This is a genomic window from Actinoplanes sp. L3-i22, assembly GCF_019704555.1.
Taxonomy (GTDB): domain Bacteria; phylum Actinomycetota; class Actinomycetes; order Mycobacteriales; family Micromonosporaceae; genus Actinoplanes.
The window spans coordinates 10047309-10072566 of the sequence record NZ_AP024745.1 but is presented as its reverse complement, the minus strand read 5'-3'; the positions used below and the strand labels follow the sequence as shown (position 1 = coordinate 10072566).

General features: G+C 71.4%; 23 protein-coding genes. 10 read left to right on the top strand and 13 right to left on the bottom strand.

Annotated features, from left to right (window positions below):
- Positions 1-126 precede the first annotated feature (126 nt).
- From L3i22_RS44720 to L3i22_RS44695, 6 genes are all read left to right on the top strand, one after another.
- Positions 127-2106 (top strand): beta-galactosidase, encoded by a 1980-nt coding sequence (locus L3i22_RS44720; RefSeq protein WP_221323490.1) that lies wholly within the window; start codon positions 127-129, stop codon positions 2104-2106.
- Positions 2103-2972 (top strand): carbohydrate ABC transporter permease, encoded by an 870-nt coding sequence (locus tag L3i22_RS44715; RefSeq protein ID WP_221323489.1) that lies wholly within the window; start codon positions 2103-2105, stop codon positions 2970-2972. Before L3i22_RS44720 ends, L3i22_RS44715 begins: the two co-directional genes overlap by 4 nt.
- Entirely contained in the window at positions 2969-3796 is an 828-nt protein-coding gene (locus L3i22_RS44710) for a carbohydrate ABC transporter permease (RefSeq protein ID WP_255657626.1), read from the top strand. The genes L3i22_RS44715 and L3i22_RS44710 overlap by 4 nt, the downstream gene beginning before the upstream one ends.
- Positions 3797-3839: 43 nt before the next feature.
- Complete coding sequence (locus L3i22_RS44705; protein WP_255657625.1) at positions 3840-5171, top strand: ABC transporter substrate-binding protein; 1332 nt, start codon at positions 3840-3842, stop codon at positions 5169-5171.
- The gene (locus L3i22_RS44700; protein ID WP_221323488.1) at positions 5168-7228 is read left to right on the top strand and encodes an alpha-galactosidase; all 2061 of its coding nucleotides are present in this window, start codon (positions 5168-5170) and stop codon (positions 7226-7228) included. The genes L3i22_RS44705 and L3i22_RS44700 overlap by 4 nt, the downstream gene beginning before the upstream one ends.
- 73 nt (positions 7229-7301) lie before the next feature.
- A complete protein-coding gene (locus L3i22_RS44695; protein ID WP_221323487.1) occupies positions 7302-9899 on the top strand; it encodes a S8 family serine peptidase in 2598 nt (865 codons plus the stop codon).
- A 7-nt stretch (positions 9900-9906) separates the two neighbouring features.
- On the opposite strand, the gene L3i22_RS44690 is transcribed toward L3i22_RS44695, so the two are convergent.
- The 6 genes from L3i22_RS44690 to L3i22_RS44665 all read right to left on the bottom strand — a co-directional run bounded on the left by L3i22_RS44690 (position 9907) and on the right by L3i22_RS44665 (position 15047).
- A complete protein-coding gene (locus tag L3i22_RS44690; protein WP_221323486.1) occupies positions 9907-10500 on the bottom strand; it encodes a suppressor of fused domain protein in 594 nt (197 codons plus the stop codon).
- A gap of 616 nt (positions 10501-11116) precedes the next feature.
- Positions 11117-11572, bottom strand: a complete 456-nt coding sequence (locus L3i22_RS44685; protein WP_255657624.1) for a DUF1772 domain-containing protein — start codon at positions 11570-11572, stop codon at positions 11117-11119.
- Between the two features lie 10 nt (positions 11573-11582).
- Entirely contained in the window at positions 11583-11837 is a 255-nt protein-coding gene (locus L3i22_RS44680) for a DUF6510 family protein (RefSeq protein ID WP_255657623.1), read from the bottom strand.
- On the bottom strand, positions 11834-12568 hold the full coding sequence (locus tag L3i22_RS44675; RefSeq protein ID WP_255657622.1) for a ferredoxin reductase: 735 nt from the start codon (positions 12566-12568) through the stop codon (positions 11834-11836). Before L3i22_RS44675 ends, L3i22_RS44680 begins: the two co-directional genes overlap by 4 nt.
- Positions 12538-13137, bottom strand: coding sequence for a sulfite oxidase-like oxidoreductase (locus L3i22_RS44670; protein WP_221323485.1), 600 nt, complete (start codon positions 13135-13137; stop codon positions 12538-12540). Before L3i22_RS44670 ends, L3i22_RS44675 begins: the two co-directional genes overlap by 31 nt.
- Positions 13138-13163: 26 nt before the next feature.
- A complete protein-coding gene (locus L3i22_RS44665) occupies positions 13164-15047 on the bottom strand; it encodes a S8 family peptidase (protein WP_221323484.1) in 1884 nt (627 codons plus the stop codon).
- A 118-nt stretch (positions 15048-15165) separates the two neighbouring features.
- Here L3i22_RS44665 and L3i22_RS44660 point away from each other — a divergent pair, with 118 nt between their 5' ends.
- The 4 genes from L3i22_RS44660 (at position 15166) to L3i22_RS44645 (ending at position 18634) form a co-directional block, all read left to right on the top strand.
- Positions 15166-15600, top strand: coding sequence for a nitroreductase family deazaflavin-dependent oxidoreductase (locus tag L3i22_RS44660; RefSeq protein ID WP_221323483.1), 435 nt, complete (start codon positions 15166-15168; stop codon positions 15598-15600).
- Positions 15601-15758: 158 nt separating this feature from the next.
- Entirely contained in the window at positions 15759-16907 is a 1149-nt protein-coding gene (locus L3i22_RS44655) for a DUF5925 domain-containing protein (protein WP_221323482.1), read from the top strand.
- Positions 16908-16974: 67 nt separating this feature from the next.
- Positions 16975-17472, top strand: coding sequence for a SigE family RNA polymerase sigma factor (locus tag L3i22_RS44650; protein ID WP_221323481.1), 498 nt, complete (start codon positions 16975-16977; stop codon positions 17470-17472).
- Positions 17473-17476: 4 nt separating this feature from the next.
- Entirely contained in the window at positions 17477-18634 is a 1158-nt protein-coding gene (locus L3i22_RS44645) for a hypothetical protein (RefSeq protein ID WP_221323480.1), read from the top strand.
- A gap of 13 nt (positions 18635-18647) precedes the next feature.
- On the opposite strand, the gene L3i22_RS44640 is transcribed toward L3i22_RS44645, so the two are convergent.
- The 7 genes from L3i22_RS44640 to L3i22_RS44610 all read right to left on the bottom strand — a co-directional run bounded on the left by L3i22_RS44640 (position 18648) and on the right by L3i22_RS44610 (position 24904).
- On the bottom strand, positions 18648-20030 hold the full coding sequence (locus L3i22_RS44640; RefSeq protein ID WP_221323479.1) for a multicopper oxidase family protein: 1383 nt from the start codon (positions 20028-20030) through the stop codon (positions 18648-18650).
- Positions 20030-20449 carry a DUF6220 domain-containing protein gene (locus L3i22_RS44635; RefSeq protein ID WP_221323478.1) on the bottom strand — a complete coding sequence of 140 codons (420 nt, stop codon included), beginning with the start codon at positions 20447-20449 and terminating at the stop codon, positions 20030-20032. The genes L3i22_RS44640 and L3i22_RS44635 overlap by 1 nt, the downstream gene beginning before the upstream one ends.
- Before the next feature lie 47 nt (positions 20450-20496).
- The gene (locus L3i22_RS44630) at positions 20497-21729 is read right to left on the bottom strand and encodes an adenylosuccinate synthetase (protein WP_221323477.1); all 1233 of its coding nucleotides are present in this window, start codon (positions 21727-21729) and stop codon (positions 20497-20499) included.
- Positions 21729-22649 (bottom strand): hypothetical protein, encoded by a 921-nt coding sequence (locus tag L3i22_RS44625; RefSeq protein WP_221323476.1) that lies wholly within the window; start codon positions 22647-22649, stop codon positions 21729-21731. The genes L3i22_RS44630 and L3i22_RS44625 overlap by 1 nt, the downstream gene beginning before the upstream one ends.
- 43 nt (positions 22650-22692) lie before the next feature.
- A complete protein-coding gene (locus L3i22_RS44620; RefSeq protein ID WP_221323475.1) occupies positions 22693-23724 on the bottom strand; it encodes a molecular chaperone DnaJ in 1032 nt (343 codons plus the stop codon).
- Complete coding sequence (locus tag L3i22_RS44615) at positions 23721-24470, bottom strand: NUDIX domain-containing protein (RefSeq protein ID WP_221323474.1); 750 nt, start codon at positions 24468-24470, stop codon at positions 23721-23723. The genes L3i22_RS44620 and L3i22_RS44615 overlap by 4 nt, the downstream gene beginning before the upstream one ends.
- 146 nt (positions 24471-24616) lie before the next feature.
- Entirely contained in the window at positions 24617-24904 is a 288-nt protein-coding gene (locus tag L3i22_RS44610) for a DUF1540 domain-containing protein (RefSeq protein ID WP_221323473.1), read from the bottom strand.
- Positions 24905-25258 lie beyond the last annotated feature (354 nt).

Sequence of the window (25258 nt, the reverse complement as noted above, 5' to 3'; positions counted from 1 at the left end):
AGCCCGGCGGACGCTATTGACCGCACGCCAAGGCCGGTCCTACTGTGTGCACGTTCACACATCCGTAACGCCCATTTAGGCGCTGCGAAATGTGTGCACGTGCACACACCCGTGACCAGGAGTTTTATGAACAGCATCAGGCTGGGTTGCGACTACAACCCGGAGCAGTGGACGCCGGACGTCTGGCGTGCGGACGTCGCGCTGATGCGCGAGGCCGGCGTCGACCTGGTCGCGATCAACATCTTCGGCTGGTCCAGCCTCGAACCGGCCCCGGGGCAGTACGCGTTCGACGATCTCGACGAGATCATCGAGCTGCTGCACGCCAACGGCATCCGGGTCAACCTCGGCACCGGCACCTCGTCCCCGCCCCCGTGGCTGACCACCCGGCACCCGGAGGTGCTCCCGGCGGCCGCCGACGGCACCACCCGGTACCCGGGCGGTCGCCAGGCCTGGTGCCCGAGCTCGCCGGTCTTCCGGGACCGCGCGTTCGCCTTGGTCCGCGAGGTCGCCCGGCGCTACGGCGAGCACCCGGCGCTGGCCCTCTGGCACGTCTCCAACGAGCTGGGCTGCCACAACGCGCTCTGCTACTGCGAGACCAGCGCCGAGGCGTTCCGCACCTGGCTGCGCCGCCGGTACGGCAAGATCGAGACCCTGAACGAGGCCTGGGGCACGTCGTTCTGGAGCCAGCGCTACGGCGACTGGGCCGAGATCCAGCCGCCGCGGGCCGCGCTGTCGGTCCGCAACCCGGCGCAGATCGTCGACTTCCACCGCTTCAGCTCGGACGAGCTGCTGGACTACTACCGCGGCGAGACCGCGATCCTGCGAGCGCACTCGTCCGCCCCGGTGACCACGAATTTCATGGTCACCGCGCACATCCGCAACCTGGACTACTGGTCCTGGGCGCCGGAGATGGACGTGATCGCGAACGACCACTACCTGGACCACCGCCTCGGCGACCCGGTCGCGGAGCTGTCCTTCGCCGCCGACCTCACCCGCGGCCTGGCCGGTGGCCGGCCGTGGATCCTGATGGAGCAGGCGGCCGGCGCGGTCAACTGGCAGCCGCACAACCTGACCAAGGCGCCCGGCGAGATGCTCCGCAACACGCTCACCCACGTGGCCCGCGGCGCCGACTCGATCTGCTTCTTCCAGTGGCGGGCCTCCGCGCAGGGCGCCGAGAAGTTCCACTCCGCGATGCTGCCGCACGCCGGCACCGACACGGTGGCCTGGCGCGAGGTGCTGCGGCTGTCCGCGGCGCTGGACGCGATCGGCGAGGTGGCCGGCACGACCGTGGACGCCGACGTCGCGCTGATCTTCAGCTGGGAGTCGTGGTGGGCCGCCGAGGGGGAGGCCCGGCCGTCGCAGGCGGTGGAGTACCTCGACCAGGTGCACGCGACCCACCGGGCGTTGCGCGAGCTCGGCGTGACCTGCGACATCGTCTCGCCGGACGCGGACCTGAGCGGCTACCGGCTGGTCGTGGTGCCGTGCCTGTACATGGTCGGGGACGTGGCCGCGGAGCGGATCACCGAGTACGTCGCGGCCGGCGGCCACCTGCTGGTCACGTTCTTCAGCGGGATCGTCGACGAGCGGGACCGGATCCGGCTCGGCGGTTACCCGGGCGCGTTCCGGGACGTGCTCGGCGTGCGCACCGAGGAGTTCGCGCCGCTCAAGCCGGGTCACGAGGTGACCCTGACGAACGGTGCGACCGGGGCGCTCTGGACCGAGCGGCTGCGGACCACCACGGCGTCGACCGTCGCGAGCTACCTCGACGGGCCGCTGCCGGGGATCCCGGCGATCACCCGCAACGAGTTCGGCGACGGGGTGGCGTGGTACCTCGCGACGTCGCTGGATGCACGTGGCATGCGGGATATGGCGCGAAATGTCGTACAAAATGCGGCAGTTGATCTTTTGAAGGAAGACGGGGGCGATGTCGAGGCGGTGCGCCGGACCGGTGATGGCCGCAGCTACCTCTTCGTCGTGAACCACGGCGTGAATCCCGTCGAATACCCCGCGACGGGACACAACCTCATCACCGATGAGCGGGTCGGCGGAACGCTGCGCGTCGAGGGCGGCGGAGTCGGCGTGGTCAGAGAGGAGGCACCGGCATGACCAGGAAAAAGCCCGTAAGCGCGATTCTCTTCTTCGTTCTTCCGTTCGGGCTGCTGTTCATCGCGTTCTATCTGGCCCCGATCGGGTACGCGATCAAGCAGTCCCTCTACAAGGTCACCCGCACCGGCACGTTCGGGCCGGCACACGAGGTCTTCGGCGGCTTCGAGCAGTACCGGCGCGTCTTCCAGAACGGGCCGTTCTGGGAGTCGGTCGGCCGGGTCCTGCTGTTCGGCGTGGTGCAGGTCCCGGTGATGCTGGGGCTGGCCCTGGTGCTTGCCCTGCTGCTCGACTCCGGGCTGGTCAAGGGGCGGGCGTTCTTCCGGCTGGCGTTCTTCGTGCCGTACGCGGTCCCGGGTGTGGTCGCCGCGATCATGTGGGGCTTCCTCTACTCACCGAACCTGTCGCCGTTCACCGCGGTCACCAAGACCTGGGACCTGCTCTCCGCGGACCTGGTCCTGTGGGCCATGGCGAACGTCGTGACCTGGGTCTACGTCGGCTACAACATGCTGATCATCTACTCCGCCCTGCTGGCCATCCCGCAGGAGGTGTACGAGGCGGCCAAGCTCGACGGCGCCGGCCCGATCCGCACCGCCTGGTCGATCAAGATCCCGCTGGTGATGCCGGCGATCGTGCTGACCACGGTCTTCTCGATCATCGGCACGCTGCAGCTGCTCGCCGAGCCGCAGGTGTTCCGGACCTTCAGTTCCGCGGTGTCCAGCACGTACACCCCGAACCTGACCGTCTACAGCACCTCGTCGATCCCGAACTTCAACCTGGCCGCCGCGTTCTCCGTGGTCCTGGCGCTGGCGACGTGCCTGCTCTCGTTCACGTTCCTCAAGATCACGCAGCGGGGTGGCGAGAAGTGAAAAGCAAATCCGCCGCCATGGCGATCATGGGGATCTGCACGCTGTACTTCCTGGTCCCGATCTGGTGGCTGTTCGTCGGGGCGACCAAGTCCCGCTCGGACTTCGGCAACACCGCCCCGCTCTGGTTCGCCCACTTCAACCTCGGGTCGAACCTGAGCGAGCTGTTCCACTACCGCGACGGCGTGTTCCTGCGCTGGATGCTCAACAGCATCCTGTACACCGGCGGCGCCGCGCTGCTCGGCACGGTGCTGGCCGCGATGTGCGGATACGCCCTGGCCAAGTACAACTTCCCGGGCCGGGAGGCGATCTTCAACATCGTGCTCGGCGGGGTCCTGGTGCCGGCCACCGCGCTGGCGCTCCCGCTCTTCCTGATCTTCTCGCAGCTGAACGCGACCAACACCTTCTGGTCGGTGTTCCTGCCCAGCCTGGTCAACCCGTTCGGGGTGTACCTGGCCCGGATCTACGCCACCGCGAGTGTTCCGGACGAACTCCTCGAAGCCGCTCGACTCGACGGCTCGGGCGAGGTGCGCACGTTCTTCACGGTCTCCACCAAGTTGATGTTCCCGGCCCTGGTGACCATCTTCCTGTTCCACTTCGTCGCGGTCTGGAACAACTTCCTGCTGCCGCTGATCATGCTCGGCAACGAGCGGCTGTTCCCCGTGACGCTCGGCCTCTACTCCTGGAACACCCAGGTGAACCAGCTTCCGCAGTTGCGGATGTTGGTGCTCACCGGCGCTCTGGTCTCGATCATTCCGCTGGTCGTGGCGTTCCTGTTCCTGCAGCGCTTCTGGCGCAGCGGCCTCGGCTCCGGCGCCGTCAAGTAATCGAAATTCCCTCCCGGTATTTCTTGAAGAGATGGGTTCTCCCATGAAAATGAAAGCAATTCTCGGCCTCGCGCTGACCTCCACCCTGGCCCTGACCGCCTGCTCCTCGGGCGGCGACGACGACACCACCACGGCCACCGCCGGCGCGGCGAGCTGCGCGCCGAGTTCCGGCCCGGTCACCCTGTCCTTCACGTCGTGGATCCCGGGGATCGAGGACGTCGTCAAGGTCTGGAACGCCAAGAACCCGAACATCCAGGTCAAGGTCCAGACCGGCCCGAACGGCAACGGCGGCACCTACCAGAACTTCTTCAACCAGCTGAAGGCCGGCAACGCCCCGGACCTGGGCCAGATCGAGTACGACGCGCTCCCCAGCTTCCGCGTCCAGGACGGCCTGACGAACGTGGCCGCCTGCAAGCCGGTGGCCGACGCCAAGGACCAGTTCATCGACTGGACCTGGAACCAGGTGTCGTTCGGCGAGAAGGACGCCGCCTACGGCGTGCCGCAGGACTCCGGCCCGATGGCGCTCTTCTACCGCAAGGACCTGTTCGAGAAGGCCGGCATCCCGGTGCCGACCACCTGGGAGGAGTACGCCGCGGACGCCGTCAAGGTGAAGGCGGCCGGCGGTTACATCACCAACTTCTCGCAGAGCGACATCAACCAGTTCGCCGGGCTGGCCTGGCAGGCCGGTGGCCGCTGGTTCGCCAACGACGGCAGCAAGTGGACCGTGAACTTCCAGGACGAGGCGACCACCAAGGTGGCCGACTACTGGCAGGACCTGATCACCAAGAAGCTGGTCTCGGCGGTGCCGCCGTGGACCACCGAGTGGGACAGCGCGTACAACAAGGGCCAGGCCTGGACCTGGGTGTCCGCGGTCTGGGGCGCCAACTCGATCTCCTCCGGCGCGCCGGACACCTCGGGCAAGTGGGCGGTCGCCCCGATGCCGCAGTGGACCGCGGGCGCCAAGACCGCCGGTAACTGGGGCGGCTCCTCGACCGCGATCTTCAAGGGCTCGAAGCACCCGTACGAGGCGTCGCAGTTCGCGATCTGGCTGAACACCTCGGAGGAGGCGCTTACGCTGCTCAACGAGAAGGCCAACCTCTACCCGGCGACCAAGACCGGTGGTTCGCTGGCCGCACTGAGCAAGGGCGTCGACTTCTACGGCGGCCAGAAGATCTACGACATCTTCGCCGACGCCGCCACCGAGGTCACCCCCGACTTCACCTGGGGACCGACGATGACCTCGACGTACGCCACCGCGTCGGACGGCTTCAAGGCCGCCGTCTCGGGCAACGGCACGCTCGGCGACGCGCTGAAGAAGGCGCAGTCGTCGACGATCGAGAACCTCAAGTCGCAGAGCATCCCGGTCGCCGAGTGACCCTGTACCACCTGCGGGCCGCGGGCGTCAGCTTCGTGCTGAACGCCCGCGGTGCCGTTCTGCACTGGGGCGCCGATCTCGGCGAATTGCCGCCGGCCTTCGAGGCGAGCCGCATTCCCGCGATTCCGCCGAGCTCCATCGACGTACCCCTGGAATGGTCTTTGCTGCCGGCGCTGGGTGCCGGTTGGAGCGGTCGGCCGGCCCTGGCGGGCCATCACGACGGAAAACCGTCCGGAACGCTTCCGGTCGCCGCGGTCGAGCTTTCCGAAAACACGATTACGGTACGGGCCGAAAGCGCCGGCCGTGATCTGGCGAACGTCACCGAGATCGAGCTGACCCCGCAGGGCGTGCTCCGGATCCGGCACGTCCTGACCAATCACGCCCCGGGCGACTTCACCCTGTCGTCGCTGGACGTGCAGCTGCCGATCCCGTCCGAGGCGGCCGAGCTGCTCGACTTCAGCGGGCTGTGGGCGCACGAGCGGCGACCGCAGCGCGCGCCGCTCCGGGACGGCGTGTGGAGCCGGGAGAGCCGGCACGGCCGCCCCGGGCACGACGACGCGTTCCTGTTGATGACCGGCGAACCCGGATTCGGTTTCCGGGGCGGCCGGATCTGGGCGCTGCACCTGGCGTGGAGTGGCGACAAACGGATCTGGGCGGAACGGTCCGCGCTCGGGTATTCCGCGATCGGCGCCGGCGAACTGCTCGGCCCGGGGGAGATCCGGCTGGCGCCCGGGGAGTCGTATGCCACGCCGTGGGCGATCGCGGTCTTCTCCGATTCCGGGATCGACGGATTGTCCGATCGGCTGCACCCGTGGATCCGTTCCGCGCGGGCCGAGCCGAAACCGCGCCCGGTCGTGCTGAACACCTGGGAGGCGGTCTATTTCGACCATTCGCTGGACCGGCTGGGCGATCTGGTCGGGGCCGCCGCCGAGGTGGGCGCCGAACGGTTCGTGCTGGACGACGGATGGTTCACCGGCCGCCGCGACGACCGGCGCGCGCTGGGCGACTGGTTCGTCGACCCGGAGGTGTGGCCGGACGGTCTGCACCCGCTCGTCTCCCGGGTGCACGCGGCCGGCCTGGACTTCGGCCTCTGGGTGGAACCGGAGATGGTCAGCCTGGACTCGGCGCTGGCCCGGGAGCACCCGTCCTGGGTCCTCGGCCCGCGCGACGCGCTGACCTGGCGCTTCCAGCGGGTGCTCGACCTGGCGAACCCGGCGGCCTACGACTACGTCCTCGGGCGGCTGACCGATCTGCTCACCGAGTACCCGATCGCGTTCCTCAAGTGGGACCACAACCGGGACCTGCTCGAACCCGGGACCGCGCACCGGCAGACGACCGCGCTCTACCGGCTGCTGGCGGCGCTGCGGACGGCGTTCCCGGACGTGGAGATCGAGAGCTGCGCGTCCGGCGGCGCCCGGATCGACCTGGGCATCCTGCCGCACGTGGACCGGTTCTGGACCTCGGACACCAACGACCCGCTGGACCGGCAGCACATCCAGCGCTGGACGAGCGTGCTGATCCCGCCGGAGTTCCTCGGCGGGCACCTCGGGGCGGGGACGGCGCACGTCACCGGCCGTACGTCGGCCCTGGGTTTCCGTCTTGCCACCGCCCTGTTCGGGCACGCGGGCATCGAGTGGGACGTGTCCCGGGCCTCGCCTACTGACCGCGCCCTGATCGCGGCCTGGACCGGCGAGTACAAGCGCCTGCGCGGTCTCCTGCACTCCGGTGTGGTCGTGCGCGCGGACTCGCCCGACCCCGCGGTGCTGCTCCACGGGGTGGTCGCCCAGGACCGCTCGTCGGCGGTGTTCGCCCTGGTCACGATCGGTTCGCCGGCCGCTGCCCTGCCGCCGCCGATCCGCTTCCCGGGGCTGGATCCGGACCGCACCTATCGGGTCCGGACCCTGGGACACCCGCCCCGGGTGGTCCAGGACGCGCCGCCGCCGTGGCTGGCGGACGGGGTCGAGCTGACCGGCCGGATGCTGGCCGAGGCCGGGCTCCCCGCGCCGCTGCTGGTCCCGGAGCAGGCCGCCCTCTTCACGCTGGACAGTCCTGGTTGACACCGTTTCTCCTCCTGGTTGACACCGTGCGTGACGATGACACTCCACTGTGGTCGACCGGGGAGGCATCGGCATGGCTCGACGCTGGATCACGTTTGCGCTGGCAGGACTGCTCGCCACCACCGCGCTCGGCGGGCCCGCCCGGGCCGCCGAGCCCGGTGCGCGGTACCTGGTGCGGCTGAAGGCCGGTAATGCCGCCCCGGGCGCTGTCGGCGGCAAGGTGCACCGGCGGTTCGCCGGCGCCTGGCGTGGCTTCAGCGCCGACCTGACCCCGGCCGCGGCGGCCCGGCTGCGTCGCGACCCGGCCGTCGCCGCCGTCGACCCGGTCCGCCGGATGCGGATCAACGACACCCAGACCGGCGCCGGCTGGGGCCTGGACCGCACCGATCAGCGCGCCCTGCCGCTCGACGGGAAGTACACCTGGACCGGCGGCGGCGCCGGCGTCACCGTCTACGTGGTCGACACCGGGGTGATGGCCACCCACGCCGAGTTCCAGGGCCGGGCCACCGCGCCGATCAGCACGGTCGGCGACGCGTTCGGCACCACCGACTGCAACGGGCACGGCACGCACGTGGCCGGCACCGTCGCCGGGGCCACCTACGGCGTCGCCAAGAAGGCCCGGGTGATCGGCGTCCGGGTCCTCGACTGCTACGGCGAGGGCACCGACGAGTCGGTCGCCGCCGGGCTGGACTGGGTGATCACCAACCACGTCAGCGGCCCGGCCGTGGTCAACCTGAGCCTCGGCGGCGACCCGTCACCCGCGCTCGAACAGGCGGTGACCGCCACCATCGCGGACGGGATCACCGTGGTCGCGGCGGCCGGCAACGACAGCGGCGACGCCTGTCAGCACAGCCCGGCCCGGGTGCCCGCGGCCGTCACCGTCGGCGCGACCAGCCAGGACGACACGCTCGCCGGGTTCTCCAACCGCGGGCCGTGCGTCGACCTGCTCGCCCCCGGCGACGGCATCCTCTCCGCCACCACCTGGTCCACCACGGCCGGCACCACGATGTCCGGCACGTCGATGGCCACCCCGCACGTCGCCGGCGCGGCCGCGCTGATGCTCGGGCGGGAGCCGACCCTCACCCCGGCGGTGGTCGCCGCCCGGCTCGGCTCGTCGGCCACCCCCGGCGCGGTCCACGGGGTGCCCGGGGACACCCCGAATCTGCTGGTCAGCACGCTTACCACGCCGCTGCCGCTGGGCACGCCGGCCACCCGGCGGCTGCCGGATCCGCTGACCGGCCGGGCGTACGCGGCGGATCTGCGGGCGACCGGCGGCGTCGGGCCGTACACCTGGACCGTCGCCGCCGGGACGCTGCCGGCCGGGCTGGCCCTGAGCGCGGCCGGGCGGATCGGCGGGACGCCCACGACCGCGTCGGCGGCGGCGCCGGTGACCGTCCGGGTCCGGGACAGCGCCGGGGCCAGCGTGACGTCGGCGGTCACCCTCGCCGTCCGGGCGCCGGGACTGCCGGCCGTCGGCGAGTTCCTGCCGGTCGTCCGGGCGAGCGGCGGCGGGCAGCCGTCCGGCGACGCCGGGTCGGTGTCGCTGAGCGCCGACGGCCGGTACGCCGCGTTCGTCTCCGCGGCCGGCGACCTGGTCACCGGGGACACCAACGGGGCCGCCGACGTGTTCGTCACCGACCTGGCCACCGCGACCACCACCCGGATCGGCGCCGGCTGGGAGCCGGACCTCTCCGCGGACGGGCGCTGGATCGCGTTCACCTCACCGGACCGGCTCACCGCCGACGACGCCAACGACACCACCGACGTCTACCTCGCCGACCGGACGACCGGCGCGCTCCGGCTGATCAGCCGGCCCGCCGGGAAGCCGGCCGCCGGGCGCAGTCACACGCCGTCGGTCAGCGCGGACGGGACGAAGGTGGCGTACAGCTCGGCCGAACCCGTCCTGTGGGGCGGCACCGACCCGGCGATCACCGACCAGGTACTGGTCGCCACGGTCGCCACCGGTGCGCAGACGGTGGCCAGCGTGACCACGGCCGGGGCGCCCGGCGCCTCGTCCAGCACCGGCCCGGTGCTCTCCGGCGACGGCCGGTACGTGGCCTTCACCTCCGCGGCGGCCGGACTGAGCGGCGCCACGCCGGCCGGGAACTACGCGGACCACGCGTACCGGCGGGACCTGACCCTCGGCACGACCCGGCTGGTGTCGGCCCGCGCCGACGGGACCGCGGACACCTGGGGCGAGCTGCTCGACCTGTCCGCCGACGGCCGGTACGTGCTGCTCACCTCGATGGACCAGCTCGCCGGGGAGGTCGGCGCGATCTACACCCAGGCGTACTGGCGGGACCTCACCGCCGGGACCACCCGGGTCGCCTCCCGGGACCCGGGCGCGGCGTTCACCGCCGACCGGGTGCTCGGCGGCCGGCTCTCCGGCGACGGCACCCAGGCGGCGGTCACGGTCAGCCACAGCGACCCCGTCGACCCGTCGGCGGACGCGGTCAGCCTGCTCGCGGTGACCGTCGCGACGGGCGCGTCCCGCCGGGTCGGGCCGTGGTACACCCCGCTGCCCCTGGACTACACCGGCACCCGCCGGGTCACCGACAACGCGGCCCTGTCCGGCAACGGCGCCTACCTGGCTTCCGCCACCACCGACGCGTCCCCGGTCCCGGGCTACGTCCCCGGCCCGCTCACCCCGACCGTCACCCGGCTGCGCTGACCGGCCGTCAGGCGGGGCGTTCGGCGAGGATGTCGACGCGTTCCAGGAGGGTCTGGGCGAACTGGAGCGGGGCGAGTGCCCGGCCCAGGTCGCGCTCGCGGTCGGTGATCGGGATGACGTTGAGGATGCGGACCGGGCCCTCGCAGGTCTGCCAGTAGTCGCGGGCGTTCTCGGCGAGCGGGCCGGAGAGGAAGACCGAGTGGCAGCCGGGGAACGTCGGGAACTCCTGGCCCAGGCCGATCAGGTGACCCCAGTCGAGCTGGGTGCCGGCCCGGAACGGGTGGACCGCGAGGTTCGCGAGCTGGCGGGCGATGCTGTTCTCGGCGCGCTCGCTCAGCGACCCGCGCCGGGAGAACTGCAGCTCCGAGCGGCTGCTGCCGCCGCTCTGGCCGGTCTGGCCGGGCGTGGCGGGCATCGGGCGGGCGGACATCCCGATGGTGGAGAACATGGTCAGCCCGATCTTCGCGGTCGGGCGGTAGACCAGCACGTCGATCCGGGGGAGCGGGCCGGCCGGATCCTCGAAGAGGTAGCCGCCGTCCTCCTGACCCCAGTGCTGCTGGTGCGCGAGAAAGACGTCCCTCAGAACCGCTGGTGCCGCCACAGCCGTCGACTCTATGCGATCTTCCTATGCACGCCGCCCGCGCGCCCGGCCGGCCTGGACCCGCGCGGCCCGCGCGCCCGGCCGGTCTGGACCCGCGCGGCCCGTGCCCGGCCGGCTTGGACCCGCGCGGCCCGCGTCCGGCCGGCTTGGACGCGCGCGGCCCGCGTCCGGCGGGCCTGGACGCGCGCGGCCCGTGCCCGGCCGGCCTGGACCCGCGCGGCCCGTGCCCGGCCGTGCCGGCGCCGCGCGCTGCCGGCCGGGGCGCGAGCGCGATGCGCGCTGTGGGCCCGGCCCGTGGCGCGGCTCGGGCTTGTCGGCTGGTGCTCAGGGTTGTCTCACGGACCGCGAGGCAACCCTCAGCACCAGCCGAGGCCGTGGGGCGCGGCTGGGCCTGGGGCCGGGACTGCGTCGCGTCGCTCGCTCGGCCGGGGCGGAGGCTGGGCCGCTCGGGCGGAACGCGCATTGAGCTCGCTCGCCGGGCGGCGAAGGGGCCGGCGGCGAGTGGGTCGGGCGGCGAGTGGGTCGGGCGGCGAGTGGGTCGGGCGGCGAGTGGGGTGGGCGGCGAGTGGGGCGGGCGGTGAGTGGGGGCGGGCGGCTCACCGCCGTACGGGCGAAATTAGGTTTTTGTTGTTAAATCGACCGTGAGCAGAACGAATGCGATGAGCGAAGCGGCCGTGCGGAAGTGGTTCCAGCGCCGCCAGCGTGGCTCCCGGAACGCGGCCCGAGCCGCGGCGACGTCGATGCCCGCGGGATCGCCGGCGGCCTTGAGCGCGTCGTTCAGCGGCAGGTGCACCGCGACCGTGACGGCGACGACAGCCAGGTAGAGCGCGAAGGCGACCCAGACCGGCACGGTCGGCGCCACGATGCCGGCCGCCCCGATGAGCAGCAGCGCGCCGAAGAACGTGGTCATGAACCACGGATTGACGATCGCGCGATCGGTGGCCTGGAAGGCCGCGACGAACGTGCGGTCGTCGACCTTCGCCAGGCCCGGCATGACCGTGTGGGAGTACAGCGCGAAGACGCCGGCGGCCAGGCCGGTGAGGACGGTGGCGGCGATCAGGACGCTCGACACACCCCGGAGCCTAGACGGGAAAGTCCAGCCGGGCCGTCCCGGTGAGCGTGAGGAGGACCCGGGTCGGCGTGCGGACCAGGGTCAGCACGACGTCGCCGCAGTTCGGGCAGCGGGCGACCGCGCCCGGCACCGGGGTGTAGACGCGCAGGGTGGCGACCTCGTCCGCGTGCCGGCAGCCGGCACAGGTGAAGCGGGCCGAGGTCATCTCGACCGTGAAGACCTCGGCCAGGTCGCCGGCGAGCGCGTTGCCGTCGAGCTCCATCATTTACCGCCGAAACGCTCGGTGCGGATCTTCTTCGGGTCGTGGCCGAGGGCGACCAGGATGTCCGCGACCGTCTCGACGAAGCCGGTGGGGCCGCAGACGAAGACGTCCGGCGCGAAGTCCGGCGGCCAGCCGTACGTGTTGACCGTCGCCACGTCGATCCGCTTCGGATCGGGCCCCTTGCGGGTGTGGACGAAGTGGACGTCCAGCCCCGGGTCGTCCCGGACGCGGCGTTTCAGCTCGTCGGCGTAGCACGCGTCCTCCGGCGTGCGGACCGAGTAGATCAGGCGGAACGGCTGACGGCCGCGGACCCGCCCCCGGTCGCGGATCATCGACATCAGCGGGACCACGCCGGAGCCGCCGGCGACCAGCAGGACCGGGGCCGGCTGGGCCGAGCGCCAGACGAACCAGCCGCCGATCGGGCCGCGCAGCTCGATCCGGTCACCGACCTGGACGACGTCGGTCAGGTACGACGAGACCTCGCCGTCCGCCAGCCGCTGCACGGTGATCTCGACCGGGCCGGACCCGGGCCAGTCGGACGCGATCGAGTAGCTGCGCTGCGCGGAGTAGCCGTCCTCCGCGGTCAGGCGCAGGTCGAGGTGCTGGCCGGGCAGGTGGCCGGGCCAGTCCGGAATGTCCAGGACGAGCGTGCGGGCCGACGGGGTCTCCGCGCGAACCGCGGTGACCGTCGCGGCCTGCCAGGTCAGTCGCCCTGGTAGCGCTGTTCGGACCACGGGTCTCCGTACATGTGGTAGCCGGCCGCTTCCCAGAAGCCGGGCTCGTCCTCGTGCATCATCTCCAGGCCGTTGACCCACTTGGCCGACTTCCAGAAGTACAGATGCGGGATCAGCAGGCGGGCCGGGCCGCCGTGCTCCGGGTCGAGGGGCTCGCCGTCGAACTCGTACGCGATCCAGGCCTTGCCGTCCAGCAGGTCCTCGAGCGGGATGTTCGTCGTGTAGCCGCCCTTGCTGTGCGCCATCACGTAGTCCGCCGCGGTCTCCACGTCCTCGAAGAGCGTGTCCAGCGAGACGCCCTTCCACGTGGTGCCGAGCTTGGACCACTTGGTGACGCAGTGGATGTCCTTGGTGAACTCCTCGGACGGCAGGGCGGTGAACTCCGCCCAGTTCCACGTGTGCTTCTGGCCCACCTCGGTGCTGATGGTGAAGCTCCACCGGTCCAGCGGGATGCGCGGCGTCGGACCGGCGGAGAGCACCGGGAAGTCATGTGTCAGATACTGGCCGGGCGGCAGATTCGGCGCGGAGTCACGCCGCCGCCCGCCGAAGCCCCGGGAAATGATGCCCATGGGCTATGAGTAAACCGCATCTCCGGTCAGGCTTTCACGGTCTTGCTGGTGACGCCGAGCACCTTCGCGGTCGATTCCAGCACCACCCGGTAGCTGCCGCCGCTGACCAGGCCGGTGATCGTGCGGCTGCTGGTGGCGGGATAGGTCTTCACCGCGCTCCAGCGCCGGTTCACATAGCGCTGAACGGTCAGCTTCTGACCGGCGACACCGGTCACCCGCACGGTGAGGCGCTTCTTCGCACTTTTGACAACCACGACAGGCTTGACTGTGTACGTCGTGAGCACCGTCGCCGCCGAATTGGTCGCGCTCGCCGCGACGGTCAGACGGGCGCGGAACGACGCGGTCGCGGCCCGCGTGTACGTGTAGGTGCCGGTCGAGCCGGTCTTCGCCGAGGTGCACGACCAACTGCCGCCGGCCACCGAGACACAGATCGAGACCGGCTGGGCGATCCACGGCTTGCCGCCCGCGGTGACCGTGAAGACGGTGCTGGTCCTGGTGCCGTAGGTGACGGAACGGCTGGTCACGCTGGACGTGATGGCGATCTTGGCGACCACCGGGGTGGTGGCGCTGGGCGTCGGCGTCGGGGTCGGGGTCGGGGTGGCCGACGGGGTGCCGGCGATCGTGGCGAGGGCCGCGGTCGCGTCGATCCGGCCGTACCCGTAGTCGTTGTCCTTTCCTGCTGTGCCCAGGTCGACCGCGGAGGTCTCCAGCGCCGACTCCACCTGGTCCGGCGTCAGGTCCGGCCGCGCGCCGAGCAGCAGCGCCGCGGCCGCCGCCACGTGCGGCGAGGCCATCGAGGTGCCGTTCATGGTGGCGTAGCCGCTGGCCGCGAGCGCGGTCGGATAGGTGCTGAGGATGCCGCTGCCGGGCGCGGCCACGTCGACGTAGGTGCCGGCGTTCGAGTACGACGCCACGGCGTCCCCGGAGTCGGTCGCCGCCACCGCGATCACCCCCGGGTCGGCGCCCGGGTAGCTGACCGGGCTGCCGCCGGCCCGCTCGTTCCCGGCCGCGGCGACGACCACCACACCCTTACCCCGGGCGTACGTGATCGCGCTGGTCACCGCGCTGGACTGCCCGGAGCTGCCGAGCGACATGTTGATCACGTCGGCGCCGTGGTCGGCGGCCCAGACGATGCCCTGGGCGGTGTCCGACATGTTGCCGCTGCCGTCCTTGCCGAGCGCCCGGATCGGCAGGATCTTGACGTCCGGGGCGATCGCCGCGATGCCGATCCCGTTGCCGGTCAGCGCGGCGACGGTGCCGGCCACGTGGGTGCCGTGCCCGTTCGGGTCGGTGCCGCCGCCGGCCGTGTCGGTGATCGCGTCGAACCCGCTGAGCACCTGCCCGGCCAGGTCCGGGTGGCTCGCGTCCACCCCGGTGTCGATCACCGCGACGGTCACCCCGGCGCCGGTGGACGTCTGCCACGCCGCGGGCACGTTCATCGTGGTGAGGTCCCACTGCCGGGCGCGGTAGGTGTCGGTGCCGGTCGGCGCGTCCAGCGCCCGGACGACGCCGTCCACCTCGACGCCGAGCGCGTTCGCGGCCCGCTGCGCCTGCCGGACCAGCCGGGTCGCGGTCGCCCGGTCGCGCGCCTCACGCACGGTGATCACCGGGCGGCCGCCGGCGTCCAGGGCGGTGCCGACGACCCGGGCCGGCCGGGCGGCGGTGACCTCGGCCGGCAGGATCTCCGCGGGGTCGGCGGCGAGGGTGGCGCGGGCCACGGCGTACGTCAGCGAAGCGGTTTTGATGTTCTTTGTCGTTGATGTGGCGGCCGGCGCCGGGGTCGCGGCCAGTGCGTAGGAGACCGGCTCCAGACCGGTCGACCCGTGCGGGAGCACCAGCGCGCCCAGCCCGGCGATCGCCGCCGCGGTCAGCGCCGCCGCGAACGCCCTACCCCGCAGAGTCACCCTCATCCGGTCCCACTTCCGTGTCGTCTCGGCCGTCACCAGGAACGGTCCGTCCGATGGAGTGCGAACAGGTCGGCCGCGGGGTGCGGTTGAGGTGTCGTTGATCCGCCGTAGACTCGGGCGTATGCCGCTGACCGGTGAATACGAACCCAGCACGTCCGCCTGGGCGCGAGAGCAGGCGGAGAAGTACGACGCGAGCGACGGCGCCGAGAGCAACGACATCCAGGGGCTCCCGATCGTCCTGGTGACCTCCGTCGGCGCGCGGAGCGGAAAGTTGCGGAAGACCCCGCTGATGCGGGTCGAGCACGAGGGTGAATACCTCGCGGTCGGCTCCCTCGGCGGTGCCCCGAGGAACCCGGTGTGGGTCCACAACCTGCGCAAGGACCCGCACGTCGAGTTGCAGGACCGCGCGGAGCGGCACGACTACACGGCCCGGGAGCTCTCCGGCGCCGAGCGGGAGGTCTGGTGGGCGAGGGCGGTCGAGGCGTTCCCGAACTACGCGGTCTACCAGACGAAGACCGAACGACTGATTCCGGTCTTCCTGCTGACCCGGCGCTGACGACGCCGTACGCACGAAAAATCGGCGGCCGCGACGCGGACCGCCGGCCCGGACCCCGGACCGAACCGGTCCGGACCGGGGACGCAACCCACCCGCCGGGCGCGGATGGCGCGGAAAAAGGGGATGCCACCAGGCCAATCGGCCGCGATCATGGGGTTATGCGGACCCCCCACCAGCCCCTCGACCGAGCCAACGGGTCGGCCGTCCCGGCCGCCCGCACCCCGGCGAATGCTCCTGCGTCCATGCCGATGTCCGGCTCCATCGACGACGGCGACCGGCTGGTGGACCTGGTCGATCTGATCGCGCTCGACCCGTTCGTCACCGGGCGTGAGCCGTTCGGCCGCACCACCTGGCTGGAGAACCTGCGCGCCGACGCCCCGCTCACCCTGCCCGACGCCCGCGTGGTGCGGGACGCGGTGGAGGACGACGGCCACGGCCGGCTCAGCGTCGGCGACGGCTGGACCCTGCACGTGATGCGCTGGAAGCAGAGCCGGCGGGCCCGGGTCACGGTGACCGCGGTCACCGGCGAGCTGGCCGAGACGATCCTGTCCACGGTGACCGCCGGCGCGGTGGAGGAGCCGGCCCCGGCCGACGACAGCGTGCCGGTCGGCTTCTGGCACTACGGGCCGCACGGCCCGCGCCGCACCCAGCGGGAGATCGGCGCCGCGCCGTGGGAGACGATCAAGCGGAACTACGCCGGCCCGGTCGGCGACACCCTCGAGAAGCTGATGGCGATCGACGCCGACGGCGTCACCGGCCGCCTCCTGCTGCTGCACGGCGAGCCGGGCACCGGCAAGACCACCGCGCTGCGGGCCCTCGCCCAGCAGTGGCGCACCTGGTGCCAGGTGGACTGCGTGCTCGACCCGGAACGGCTGTTCGGCGACCCCGCCTACCTGATGAGCGTGGCCCTGGGCAGCGGCGACGAGGACGAGCCGAAGTGGCGGCTGCTGATGCTGGAGGACTGCGACGAGCTGATCAGCGGGGACGCCAAGGCCAGCGCCGGCCAGTCGCTGTCCCGGCTGCTCAACCTGACCGACGGGCTGCTCGGGCAGGGCCGCAACGCGCTGATCGCGATCACCACCAACGAGGACCTGTCCTCGCTGCACCCGGCCGTGGTCCGGCCCGGGCGCTGCCTGGCCAGCATCGAGGTGGGCCGGTTGCCGTACCAGGAGGCGGTCGCCTGGATGGGCACGTCGACCGGGATCGGCCCGGACGGGGCGACGCTGGCCGAGCTCTACGCCCTGAAGACCGGCGCCCACCCGGTCACCGTCCCCCGCCAGCTCCCGTCGACCGGAATGTATCTGTAGAACCGTGCAACCCCCGGCGCGTCCACCCACGACAGAAAGGGTGACGAGCCACTGACAGGGGAGCCGGATGCGTTCTGATCTCGAACAGGAGTACGTCGCCTATGTGGCCGGGCGGTTGTCCCGGCTGCATCGGGCGGCTTACCTGTTGTGTGCGGATCCGCACCAGGCGGACGACATCGTCCAGGCGACGGTGACGTCGCTCTACCTCAACTGGAAACGGGCCGTCCGGGCCGACAACCTGGACGGCTTCGTGCACCGCATCCTGGTCCGGCGATACCTCGACGAACGTCGCCGCCGGTGGGCGCGGGTGCTGCTCGGCGGCCACCTGCCGGAGCGGGCCGCGCCGGCCGGGAACGACGTCGAGGAGCGCGACGAGCTGATGGCCGCCCTGCGCGCGCTGCCGAAAGGACAGCGTGCGGTGCTGGTGCTGCGCTTCTTCAGCGACCTCTCGATCGAGGCGACCGCCGAGGCGCTCGGCTGTTCGGTGGGCAACGTCAAGAGCCAGAGCTCGCGGGGGCTGACCGCGTTACGCGCTGTGCTCGGCACCTTCCAGGAAACGAGGTAGCGGCGTGGACCAGGAACAGATTCTGCGGGACCGTCTGGCCGGGCTGGGCGCCCCGCCGAGCGTGATCACCATCGACTGGGCGTTGCCGGCGGCCCGGCGACGTGCCCGGCGCCGGCGCCGCGCCGCCGCGCTGGCCGGGGTGGGCACCGCGCTGGCCGTCGGCGCGCTGGTCGCGGTGCCGAAACTGGTGCTGGGCGGTGGCCCGGCGCCCGGCCCGGCGTTGCCCGCGGCCACCCCGACCGCCACCCGCGAGCCGGTCTGCACGGTGGTCGCGCTGCCGCTGCCCTCCGGGGCGACCGGGGTCGCCGGCGCCGGGGTCGATCCCACCGGGCGATACATCCTGGGACACACCGACGACGCGGGGCAGGATTTTCACCCGGTGCTGTGGACCGACGGGGTGGCCGCGCGGCTGTCCATGCCGACCAGGTCGGTGCAGCTGACCGACGTGAACTCGGCCGGCGTCGTGGTCGGCCTGGCCGGCGGCGACGGCGCCGAGGACCGGGTCTTCCGGTATGCCGGCGGCAGATACACCATGCTGAAGATGCCCTCCGGCAACTGGCATCCGTACCCGGAGCCGAGGATCAACGAGGCCGGTGACGTGCTGATCAACGCGGAGCCGGCCGGCAACAGCGGCGGTGCGGGAACCATCGTGCTCCTCTGGCCGGCCGGCTCGACCACGCCGACGAAACTGCCGCTGCCCAAGGGCGCCAGCGGGCACGACCTGGCCGACGACGGCAGCGTGGTGGGCGGGATCGTCCGCGACGGGGTCGTCGACAGCGCCTGGGTCTGGGACCGGACCGGCAAGGGCCACCGACTGAGCACCCCGAAGGGGAAGCAATCGTCCGCGCTCGCGGTGAGCGGGGACTGGGTCACCGGCGGGATCTGGGAGTCGGGCGACACCGTGCTGTGGGACCGGCGGACCGGGGCGGTGGCCGCCGATCTCGCCGCGGACAGCGATCCCGGCATCGCGGTCAACGCCGCCGGTCTGATGATCGACTCGGAGGGGCGGCTGATCCGGGACGGCCGGGTCACCGAACTGCCCGCCGGTGGCGCCGGCCGCGCGGCCCGGGCCAGTGCCGTCAGCGACAGCGGCCTGGTGGTCGGCGTGGTCACCGAGACGAACGGCGATCGGGTGGCCGGGGCGACCGCCTGGCAGTGCTGACCGGCCCGGCCGGTCACTCGGGGGTGTTGCCGGCCGGGCCGCCGACCTGGAAGGAGCTGCGGACGCCGGCGTAGGCGAGGTGCACGACCAGGCCCTCCGGGACGTGCTCCAGGTTGTGGCAGTGGTCGGCCCAGATGCCCGGGTTGTCGGCGACGAACGCGATCTCGTAGCTGTCGCCGTCCCCCACGTCCAGCGAGTCGGTCCACCATGGGCTGCCGGTCGCGGCCACGCCGTTGCGGCTGAGCACCACCACGTGATGGCCGTGCAGGTGCATCGGGTGCACCTCGCCGCTGCCGTTGTGCAGGGTCATCCGGACGATGTCGCCGGTCTTCACCATGAACATCGGCACGTCCGGGAAGAGGTGACCGTTGACGGTCCACCACATGCCGGGCTTGCCGTCGAGGAAGCCGAAGCGCCGCCCGATGTCGTACCGGAACGCGCGGTTCGCTTTTCCAGGATCAAAACCGAGAGGACCCGATTTCCCGTACGAAAGGAAGTCGATCGTGTCGCGTGGCAGCGCGACCGGTTGCGTGCCGGCGGCCGCGAGTGCCGCGCCCCCGCCCACGTCCACCCGGCCCGGCGTGCTCAGCCGCAGGTCGACCCGCCCGCCCGCGGTGACCGGCACCGCCCGGTCGGTGACCTGGTCCGGCTGGTTGACGTCGTGACCGTCGATCGCGGTGACCCGGAAGGCGGTGCCGCTGACCCAGATCCGGATCGGCCCGGCGTCCGTGTTGATCACGCGCAGGGTCGTCGCCGACAGATCGGCGATCCCCGGTTTGCCGTTGATCGTGCGCTTGCCGTCGTAGGTGTGGACCAGCGCGACCTGGTCCGGGATCCGCTGCCCGCGTGGCGTGATCACCAGTGCTCCGAACAGGCCGTTCTTGACCTGCTCGTGGGAGACCTGGTGCGAGTGGTACCAGTAGGTCCCGGCGTCCTTCGCCACGAACCGGTAGACGAAGCTCTGCCCCCGGAGGACCGCGTCCTGCGTGATCCCGGCGACCCCGTCCTCCCCGTTCGGCACGTCCACGCCGTGCCAGTGCAGGGTCACGCCGTCCGGCACCGACTCGTTGACCAGCGTCACCTGGATGAGTTGTCCCTGCTCGGCGCGGATCTCGGGCCCGGGCGTGGCGCCGTTCAGCGTGTAGCGGGCGCCGTCCTTGCGGGCGGTCAGCGTCACCGCCACGTCCGGTGTCCCGCTCGGCCCCTTCAGGTCGGCGACCGACATGCCCACCGTGTGGTCGTGCTCGACCGGCGAGCCGCCCCCGTTGTCGGGATAGCCCATCGCGGCCATGTCGTAGGTGCCCGGGACCAGGCTGTCGTACCAGAAATAGCCGACCGGCCCGAGCACGGCGAGGGCCGCCACCACCGCGGTGGCGGCCCGGAACGAGGTGCGCATCAGGCGACGGCGACGGGTCGCGCCTCGGGCTGGGACGCCCGCCGGGCGGCGTGCTGGGCCAGGCCGGCGACCGTGAGGGCGTTGAGCCCGTGCAGCGCGCCCAGACCCGGCACGCTGTAACTGGCGAAGGCCAGGACGATCTGCAGGACGACCGCGCCGAACGTGAACGCGGCCCACTTCACCCCGCCCGGGATCCGGGCGAAGAACGAGACCACCAGCAGCGCGACGGCCAGCAACGGGATCACCATCATGCCGACCACGCTGTGCAGGACGTGTCCCCAGTTCTGCGTGTTGTTGTCGAAGACGCCACCGTTGTCGACGTCGTTGAGCACCAGGAACCATGCGGCGGCGATCGCGGCCAACTGGACGACGACGCCGAGAGTGATCAGACCGGACAGGGCACGATAGACGGAACGCATCGGGCTTTCCCCCTTCAAAACCGATGCCCCCAGCCTGGTCCGAGCAGTCAGACCAGGCAATACGTCGGTAGGCGTATCCCGGCGGGACGGTGTACTCCCGCGGGGACGAAACGCTTGTCGATGGCACGCGGGCCGTACGACTCCAGGGTTACCGGGGCGCCGAGCAGACCGCCGATCTCGGTCGCCCAGTCCGCCGGCCGGTGCAGCTCGGCGGGCCGGGCCCGGTCCAGCCACGCGGTCAGGCGCTCCTGATGGGCCAGGTCCCGGTGCGGGCCGGGGACGATCCGGTCGTGGATCTCGCCGTCCACCCGGTAGGAGGTGCAGATCTTCAGCCCCGTCTCGCGGACCGGCGCGTCCAGGTGGGTGACCGCGAGCTCGTCGACACCGCCGGCCACCTCCACCGCGTACCGATGGGCGACCGCGTCGAAGTGTCCGGTCCGGAACGCGCCCTGCCACTCGCCGTGCCCGTTGTGCGTCTCGGGCAGGTCGAGCAGGGGGTTCTCGGTGACGAACGGGCCGGCGCCGTGCCGGGTGGTGTACGTGCGGACCACGCCCAGCCGCCGGAACGACGGGCAGAGCTCGGCCACGTTGTCGAACGTCGTGGTGGACCAGGTGGTGTGCGGGTGCCAGCCGCGCCACTCGTCGAGCAGGACCCCCTGCGCGCCCTCGAAGACGCACGGGCCCTCGGCCAGCAGCCGCATGGTGTGGCTCTCGTGGACGATCCGGACGGCCCGGCCGAACGCGACGAACGCCTCCACCACGTCGTCGACCGGGGCGTCGGTGAAGCCGTACGCCTCCTGCACCCGCTCCAGCCGGCGCCGCAACCGCGCCGGGGACAGCACGTCGGCGACCCGCGGGGCGTCGGCGTGCGTCAACGCGTACGCCATCGTCTCGCCGATGCCCATGCCGCACGAACCGTGCCGGTTCGAGCGCTCCTTGCGCCGGTTCGCGGCGCGATGCCACGGAGTGGCGAGCAGTGCGTCCCCGTCGACCGTGAGCAGGTGGTACGGATTCCCGAGCGCGGCCGCCTCGGCCGACAGGGCGAGCGGGTCCACCACCATGAACCGGGTCAGATGGGTCGGCACCCCGCGCAGCGTCCCGGCCCCGAACTGGCTGAACGTGTGGTGCCGGCCGTCCGCGACCACGTTGTGGGCGGCCTGCGCACCCCCGTTGAAGCGCAGCACCGCCCGCACCCGCTGGTTCCCGCAGAGCGCGTCCACCACGGTGCCCTTGCCGGCGTCGCCGTAGCCCAGGTCGACGACCGCGACGTGCTCCCGCATCACAATCTCCGGATCTGCGGTGACCGGTCCGCGAGCGGCGCCAGCGCCCCGGCGACCGAGCCCGCGGCGGCCGACCCGTACGCCGCTAAGTCGTCCAGGCCCTCGTCCAGGTCGACGTTGTCCTCGCCGAGCCCGACCGTCAGCGCGATCGTCTCGCAGACCGCGTCCAGGTCGTCCAGCTCCAGCACGTTCTGCCCGAGCAATCCGCGCCAGGTGTCGAGCACCTCGCGGTCCCCGCCGTAGCCGGCCGCGGTCGGCAGGATGAAGAACACCTCGAACTTGCGCTGCAGCTCGGCCACGATCGACTCGACCGGGATCGCCTCGGCCAGGTCGTCGCCGATCACCTGCTTGACCTCCTTCGGCTTGACCTTGCGGTAGGGCAGCTCGTCCCCGATCAGGAACAGGTAGCCCTTCCGTTGCCGCTGGACCAGCGAGTCCGCCACCACGTGCCGGGCCAGGAAGTACATCGCGAGCTCGTACGACTCCCGCTTCTGCCCGCCCCCGCCGCCCTCCAGCACGATCCGGGACAGGTGCTCGTCCATCCGGTTGTCCGACTCGAACTGGCCCACCTGCAGCGGCACCCGGTCGCAGGTGGCGTCCCCGATCGCGCCGAACATGATCTGCGGGTCGGTCGCGTAGCCCTTGCGGGTCAGCAGGCCGAGCAGCTGCGGCAGCTTGGTCTGCAGCACCCGCGGCACGTTGCCCATCGAGCCGGTGACGTCGAACATCACCACGATCGGCGTGCTCACCGGGTGCTCGTCGCTGTCCCGGCTCTCCCGCATGAACACGCCCTTCGGGTCGAGGTCCGGGTGTGCCGTGCGGGCGCCGCCGTCGCTGTAGGCGAAGGCGCTCCGCCCGGTCGCCGCGCGGAAGTTCTCGGCGGCGGTGTAGACGTCGGTGGACCAGCGTCCGCTACCCATGGTGTTCCTCCTGCTGATGTGTTTGGGGGCCGGGAACCATCGATCAGTTCCGGTACTGCGGGGGGATCAACTCGTCGAGCTCGGTCAGGAGCTGCCACGCGTTCTGCGGGCGCATCCGGGGCGCGTCGTACAGGCAGCCGTCGGCGAACCGCCGCAGGGGAGCCGGCATGTCCGCTCCGAACAGCCGTTTCATCAGGCTGGTCGCCAGGTGGATGTCGGTGGCCGCGGTGACCGGCCGCGCGGCCGGGACCTCCGGCGGGTACTTCAGCTCGTGCTTGGCGATGAGCGCTTTCGGTCGCCCGCCGATCGCGGTGGAGTAGCACCAGTCGACCAGGACCACCCCGCGCACCCGCGGGTCGATCAGGACGTGTTCCTCGAACACCGCCGCGTGCACGACGCCGGCGCGGTGCGCCCACCCCAGGCCGGCCAGCAGCCGCCGCCACACCCAGACCAGATCGGCCGGTTCCATCCCCGGCATCTCCGCGAGGTTGCTGAAACCCCGCTGACGAGCCAGGACATTGACGGTACGGCCGTAGTAGCCGAACGAGTCCTTCAGCTCCGGGGCGTAGGCGCGATAGTTCGGCCGGCCGTGCGTGCGCAGCCGGCGCAGCGCCGTGGCCTCGGCGGCCATCAGGTCGTTGTTGGCCGGGTCGCGGACGACCTTGACCAGCGTGTCGGCGTCCTCGAACAGGTCGGCCAGGTCGCCCACCGCGTACGGCCTGGTCTCCGGGGCGCTCGGGTGCCGCCCGTGGTTGGTGCGCCGCCCCGGGAAGACCGCGCCGGCCACGTTGCGGTCCAGGTAGAGGGCGTTGAGCTTGGCGAACGCCTCGTTGGCCACCGCCCGCCGGGCCGCGTCGGCCACGTCCGGGTGCACGATCTTGGCAAGGATCCGGTAGGCGTGGCGGGCGCTCACGAAGGCCGCGCCGGTCACCGTCCGCCGCTCGATGCCGACCCCGGTCGTGTCGATCAGCTCGGCGAACGTGCCGGCCGCCGCGATCCGCGCGACCGCCTCGTCAAAAGAGATCCGGAAGTGGGTCTGAGTCGGTGGGATCGAAGTCGCATAACCTGGATTCATCGCACTCTGTCCTCCCGTGTCGGCCGCAGCAGCGCCGGGTGCAGCAGCTTCGCGTCGCCCGCCCGGTAGAGCCGCGCCTTCGGTCCGCCGCGCTCACCGCCGCGGGACGCGGTCTCCCCGGTGCTCTCCACGAAGCCGGGCACCGACAGCACCTTGCGGTGGAAATTCCCGGCGTGCAGCTCCTCGCCCCACACCGCGGCGTAGACCTGGCGCAGCTCGGAGATGGTGAACTCGGTGCCGACGAACGCGGTCGCGAGCGGCGTGTACTCGAGCTTGTCGCGGGCCCGCTCCAGCCCGTCGGCCAGGATCTGATCGTGGTCGAAGGCGAGATCCTTCGCCTCCTCGACCGGCACCCAGTAGGCGCGGGCGGCGTCGGTCCCGGCGGTCGGCTCCGGAAGCCGGGGCGCGAACGCGAGGTGGGCGACCGAGACGACCCGCATCCGGGGATCACGACCAGGATTTCCGTACGTCCCGAGCTGCTCGACGTGGACCCGGTCGAGATCGCCCTCGTCGGGGCGGACGTTCGTCTCCTCGGCGAGCTCGCGGAGCGCGGCGTCCTGCAGCGTCTCCTCCCGGACGAAGCCGCCGGGGAGCGCCCGGTGCCCGGCGAAGGGCTGCTCGCCGCGCTCGACAAGCAGGACGCAGAGCTTGCCGTCCCGGATCGTCAGCGCCACGACGTCGACGGTCACGGCGATGGCGGGGTAGTCCCGGGGGTTGTAGCCGGCCAGGAAACTCGCCTCGTCCATGATCGCGTCCTTCTCAGTGTGAGTACTACTCGATGTGAGATGAACCTAGCGCGCTCGATCGTGCGGTGTCAACGCCGGTGTCGGGTCCGGGCAGCAAAAAACCCGCCACCTCGCGGGTGGCGGGCTCTTCATGCCCTGCTGCTGTCCTACTTCTCGTACGTCAGGCAGTCCGCCCGGTCCGAGGAGGCGCCCACGGTGATCGCCGGGGCCTGACATTCCAGATTGTGGTTGTACTTGCAGTCGGCCCGCTTGCAGGCGCCCACCTGAGCGGTCGCCACGCCCATGCCGCCGCTGAGCCCCGACCCGACGAAGGTGTCACACTCCGCGTTCAGGTCCCCGATCGTGATCGCGAACGCCGTGCATCCGTCGTGGTTGTAGCCGCAGTCCGTCACCGTGCAGGTCTGGACCATCGGCATGTTCATCATCTGAGTCATCGCGCGTCCCTTCCTCGGCTTCCGGTCCCTTCGCTTGAAGGAAACCATTTGTTTGAGTGATATACGCGCCTTGCGTGGCAAATTCCGGGAAACACGAATAATTTGGGCACGCCGTTCCCGGGCTAATCAGGTAAGGCGTGCCTAATAATTCAAAATCAGATATTCCGATCCGTGCGGCGAGATCTGTGCGCGACGGCCGGGGTCGATGGGGGGTCCGGCCGAGTCCCGGCGTTTATTGATGAACCCTGAACTCTAGCGTTTTTGGTCTGACATATTGGGATCTTTCTTACTCTACGCTACGGAACCCCCACGAATAGTTACGCTTCCGGCGAGACGGCCCGCGACGGTTCATCC

Excerpts from the sequence above, each read along its gene's own strand:
- L3i22_RS44720 (WP_221323490.1), top strand. The coding sequence starts at position 127 with ATGAACAGCATCAGGCTGGGTTGCGACTACAACCCGGAGCAGTGGACG.
- L3i22_RS44715 (WP_221323489.1), top strand. The coding sequence starts at position 2,103 with ATGACCAGGAAAAAGCCCGTAAGCGCGATTCTCTTCTTCGTTCTTCCG.
- L3i22_RS44705 (WP_255657625.1), top strand. The coding sequence starts at position 3,840 with ATGAAAATGAAAGCAATTCTCGGCCTCGCGCTGACCTCCACCCTGGCC.
- L3i22_RS44695 (WP_221323487.1), top strand. The coding sequence starts at position 7,302 with ATGGCTCGACGCTGGATCACGTTTGCGCTGGCAGGACTGCTCGCCACC.
- L3i22_RS44680 (WP_255657623.1), bottom strand. The coding sequence starts at position 11,837 with ATGATGGAGCTCGACGGCAACGCGCTCGCCGGCGACCTGGCCGAGGTC.
- L3i22_RS44670 (WP_221323485.1), bottom strand. The coding sequence starts at position 13,137 with ATGGGCATCATTTCCCGGGGCTTCGGCGGGCGGCGGCGTGACTCCGCG.
- L3i22_RS44665 (WP_221323484.1), bottom strand. The coding sequence starts at position 15,047 with ATGAGGGTGACTCTGCGGGGTAGGGCGTTCGCGGCGGCGCTGACCGCG.
- L3i22_RS44660 (WP_221323483.1), top strand. The coding sequence starts at position 15,166 with ATGCCGCTGACCGGTGAATACGAACCCAGCACGTCCGCCTGGGCGCGA.
- L3i22_RS44655 (WP_221323482.1), top strand. The coding sequence starts at position 15,759 with ATGCGGACCCCCCACCAGCCCCTCGACCGAGCCAACGGGTCGGCCGTC.
- L3i22_RS44650 (WP_221323481.1), top strand. The coding sequence starts at position 16,975 with ATGCGTTCTGATCTCGAACAGGAGTACGTCGCCTATGTGGCCGGGCGG.
- L3i22_RS44640 (WP_221323479.1), bottom strand. The coding sequence starts at position 20,030 with ATGCGCACCTCGTTCCGGGCCGCCACCGCGGTGGTGGCGGCCCTCGCC.
- L3i22_RS44635 (WP_221323478.1), bottom strand. The coding sequence starts at position 20,449 with ATGCGTTCCGTCTATCGTGCCCTGTCCGGTCTGATCACTCTCGGCGTC.
- L3i22_RS44630 (WP_221323477.1), bottom strand. The coding sequence starts at position 21,729 with ATGCGGGAGCACGTCGCGGTCGTCGACCTGGGCTACGGCGACGCCGGC.
- L3i22_RS44625 (WP_221323476.1), bottom strand. The coding sequence starts at position 22,649 with ATGGGTAGCGGACGCTGGTCCACCGACGTCTACACCGCCGCCGAGAAC.
- L3i22_RS44620 (WP_221323475.1), bottom strand. The coding sequence starts at position 23,724 with ATGAATCCAGGTTATGCGACTTCGATCCCACCGACTCAGACCCACTTC.
- L3i22_RS44615 (WP_221323474.1), bottom strand. The coding sequence starts at position 24,470 with ATGGACGAGGCGAGTTTCCTGGCCGGCTACAACCCCCGGGACTACCCC.
- L3i22_RS44610 (WP_221323473.1), bottom strand. The coding sequence starts at position 24,904 with ATGACTCAGATGATGAACATGCCGATGGTCCAGACCTGCACGGTGACG.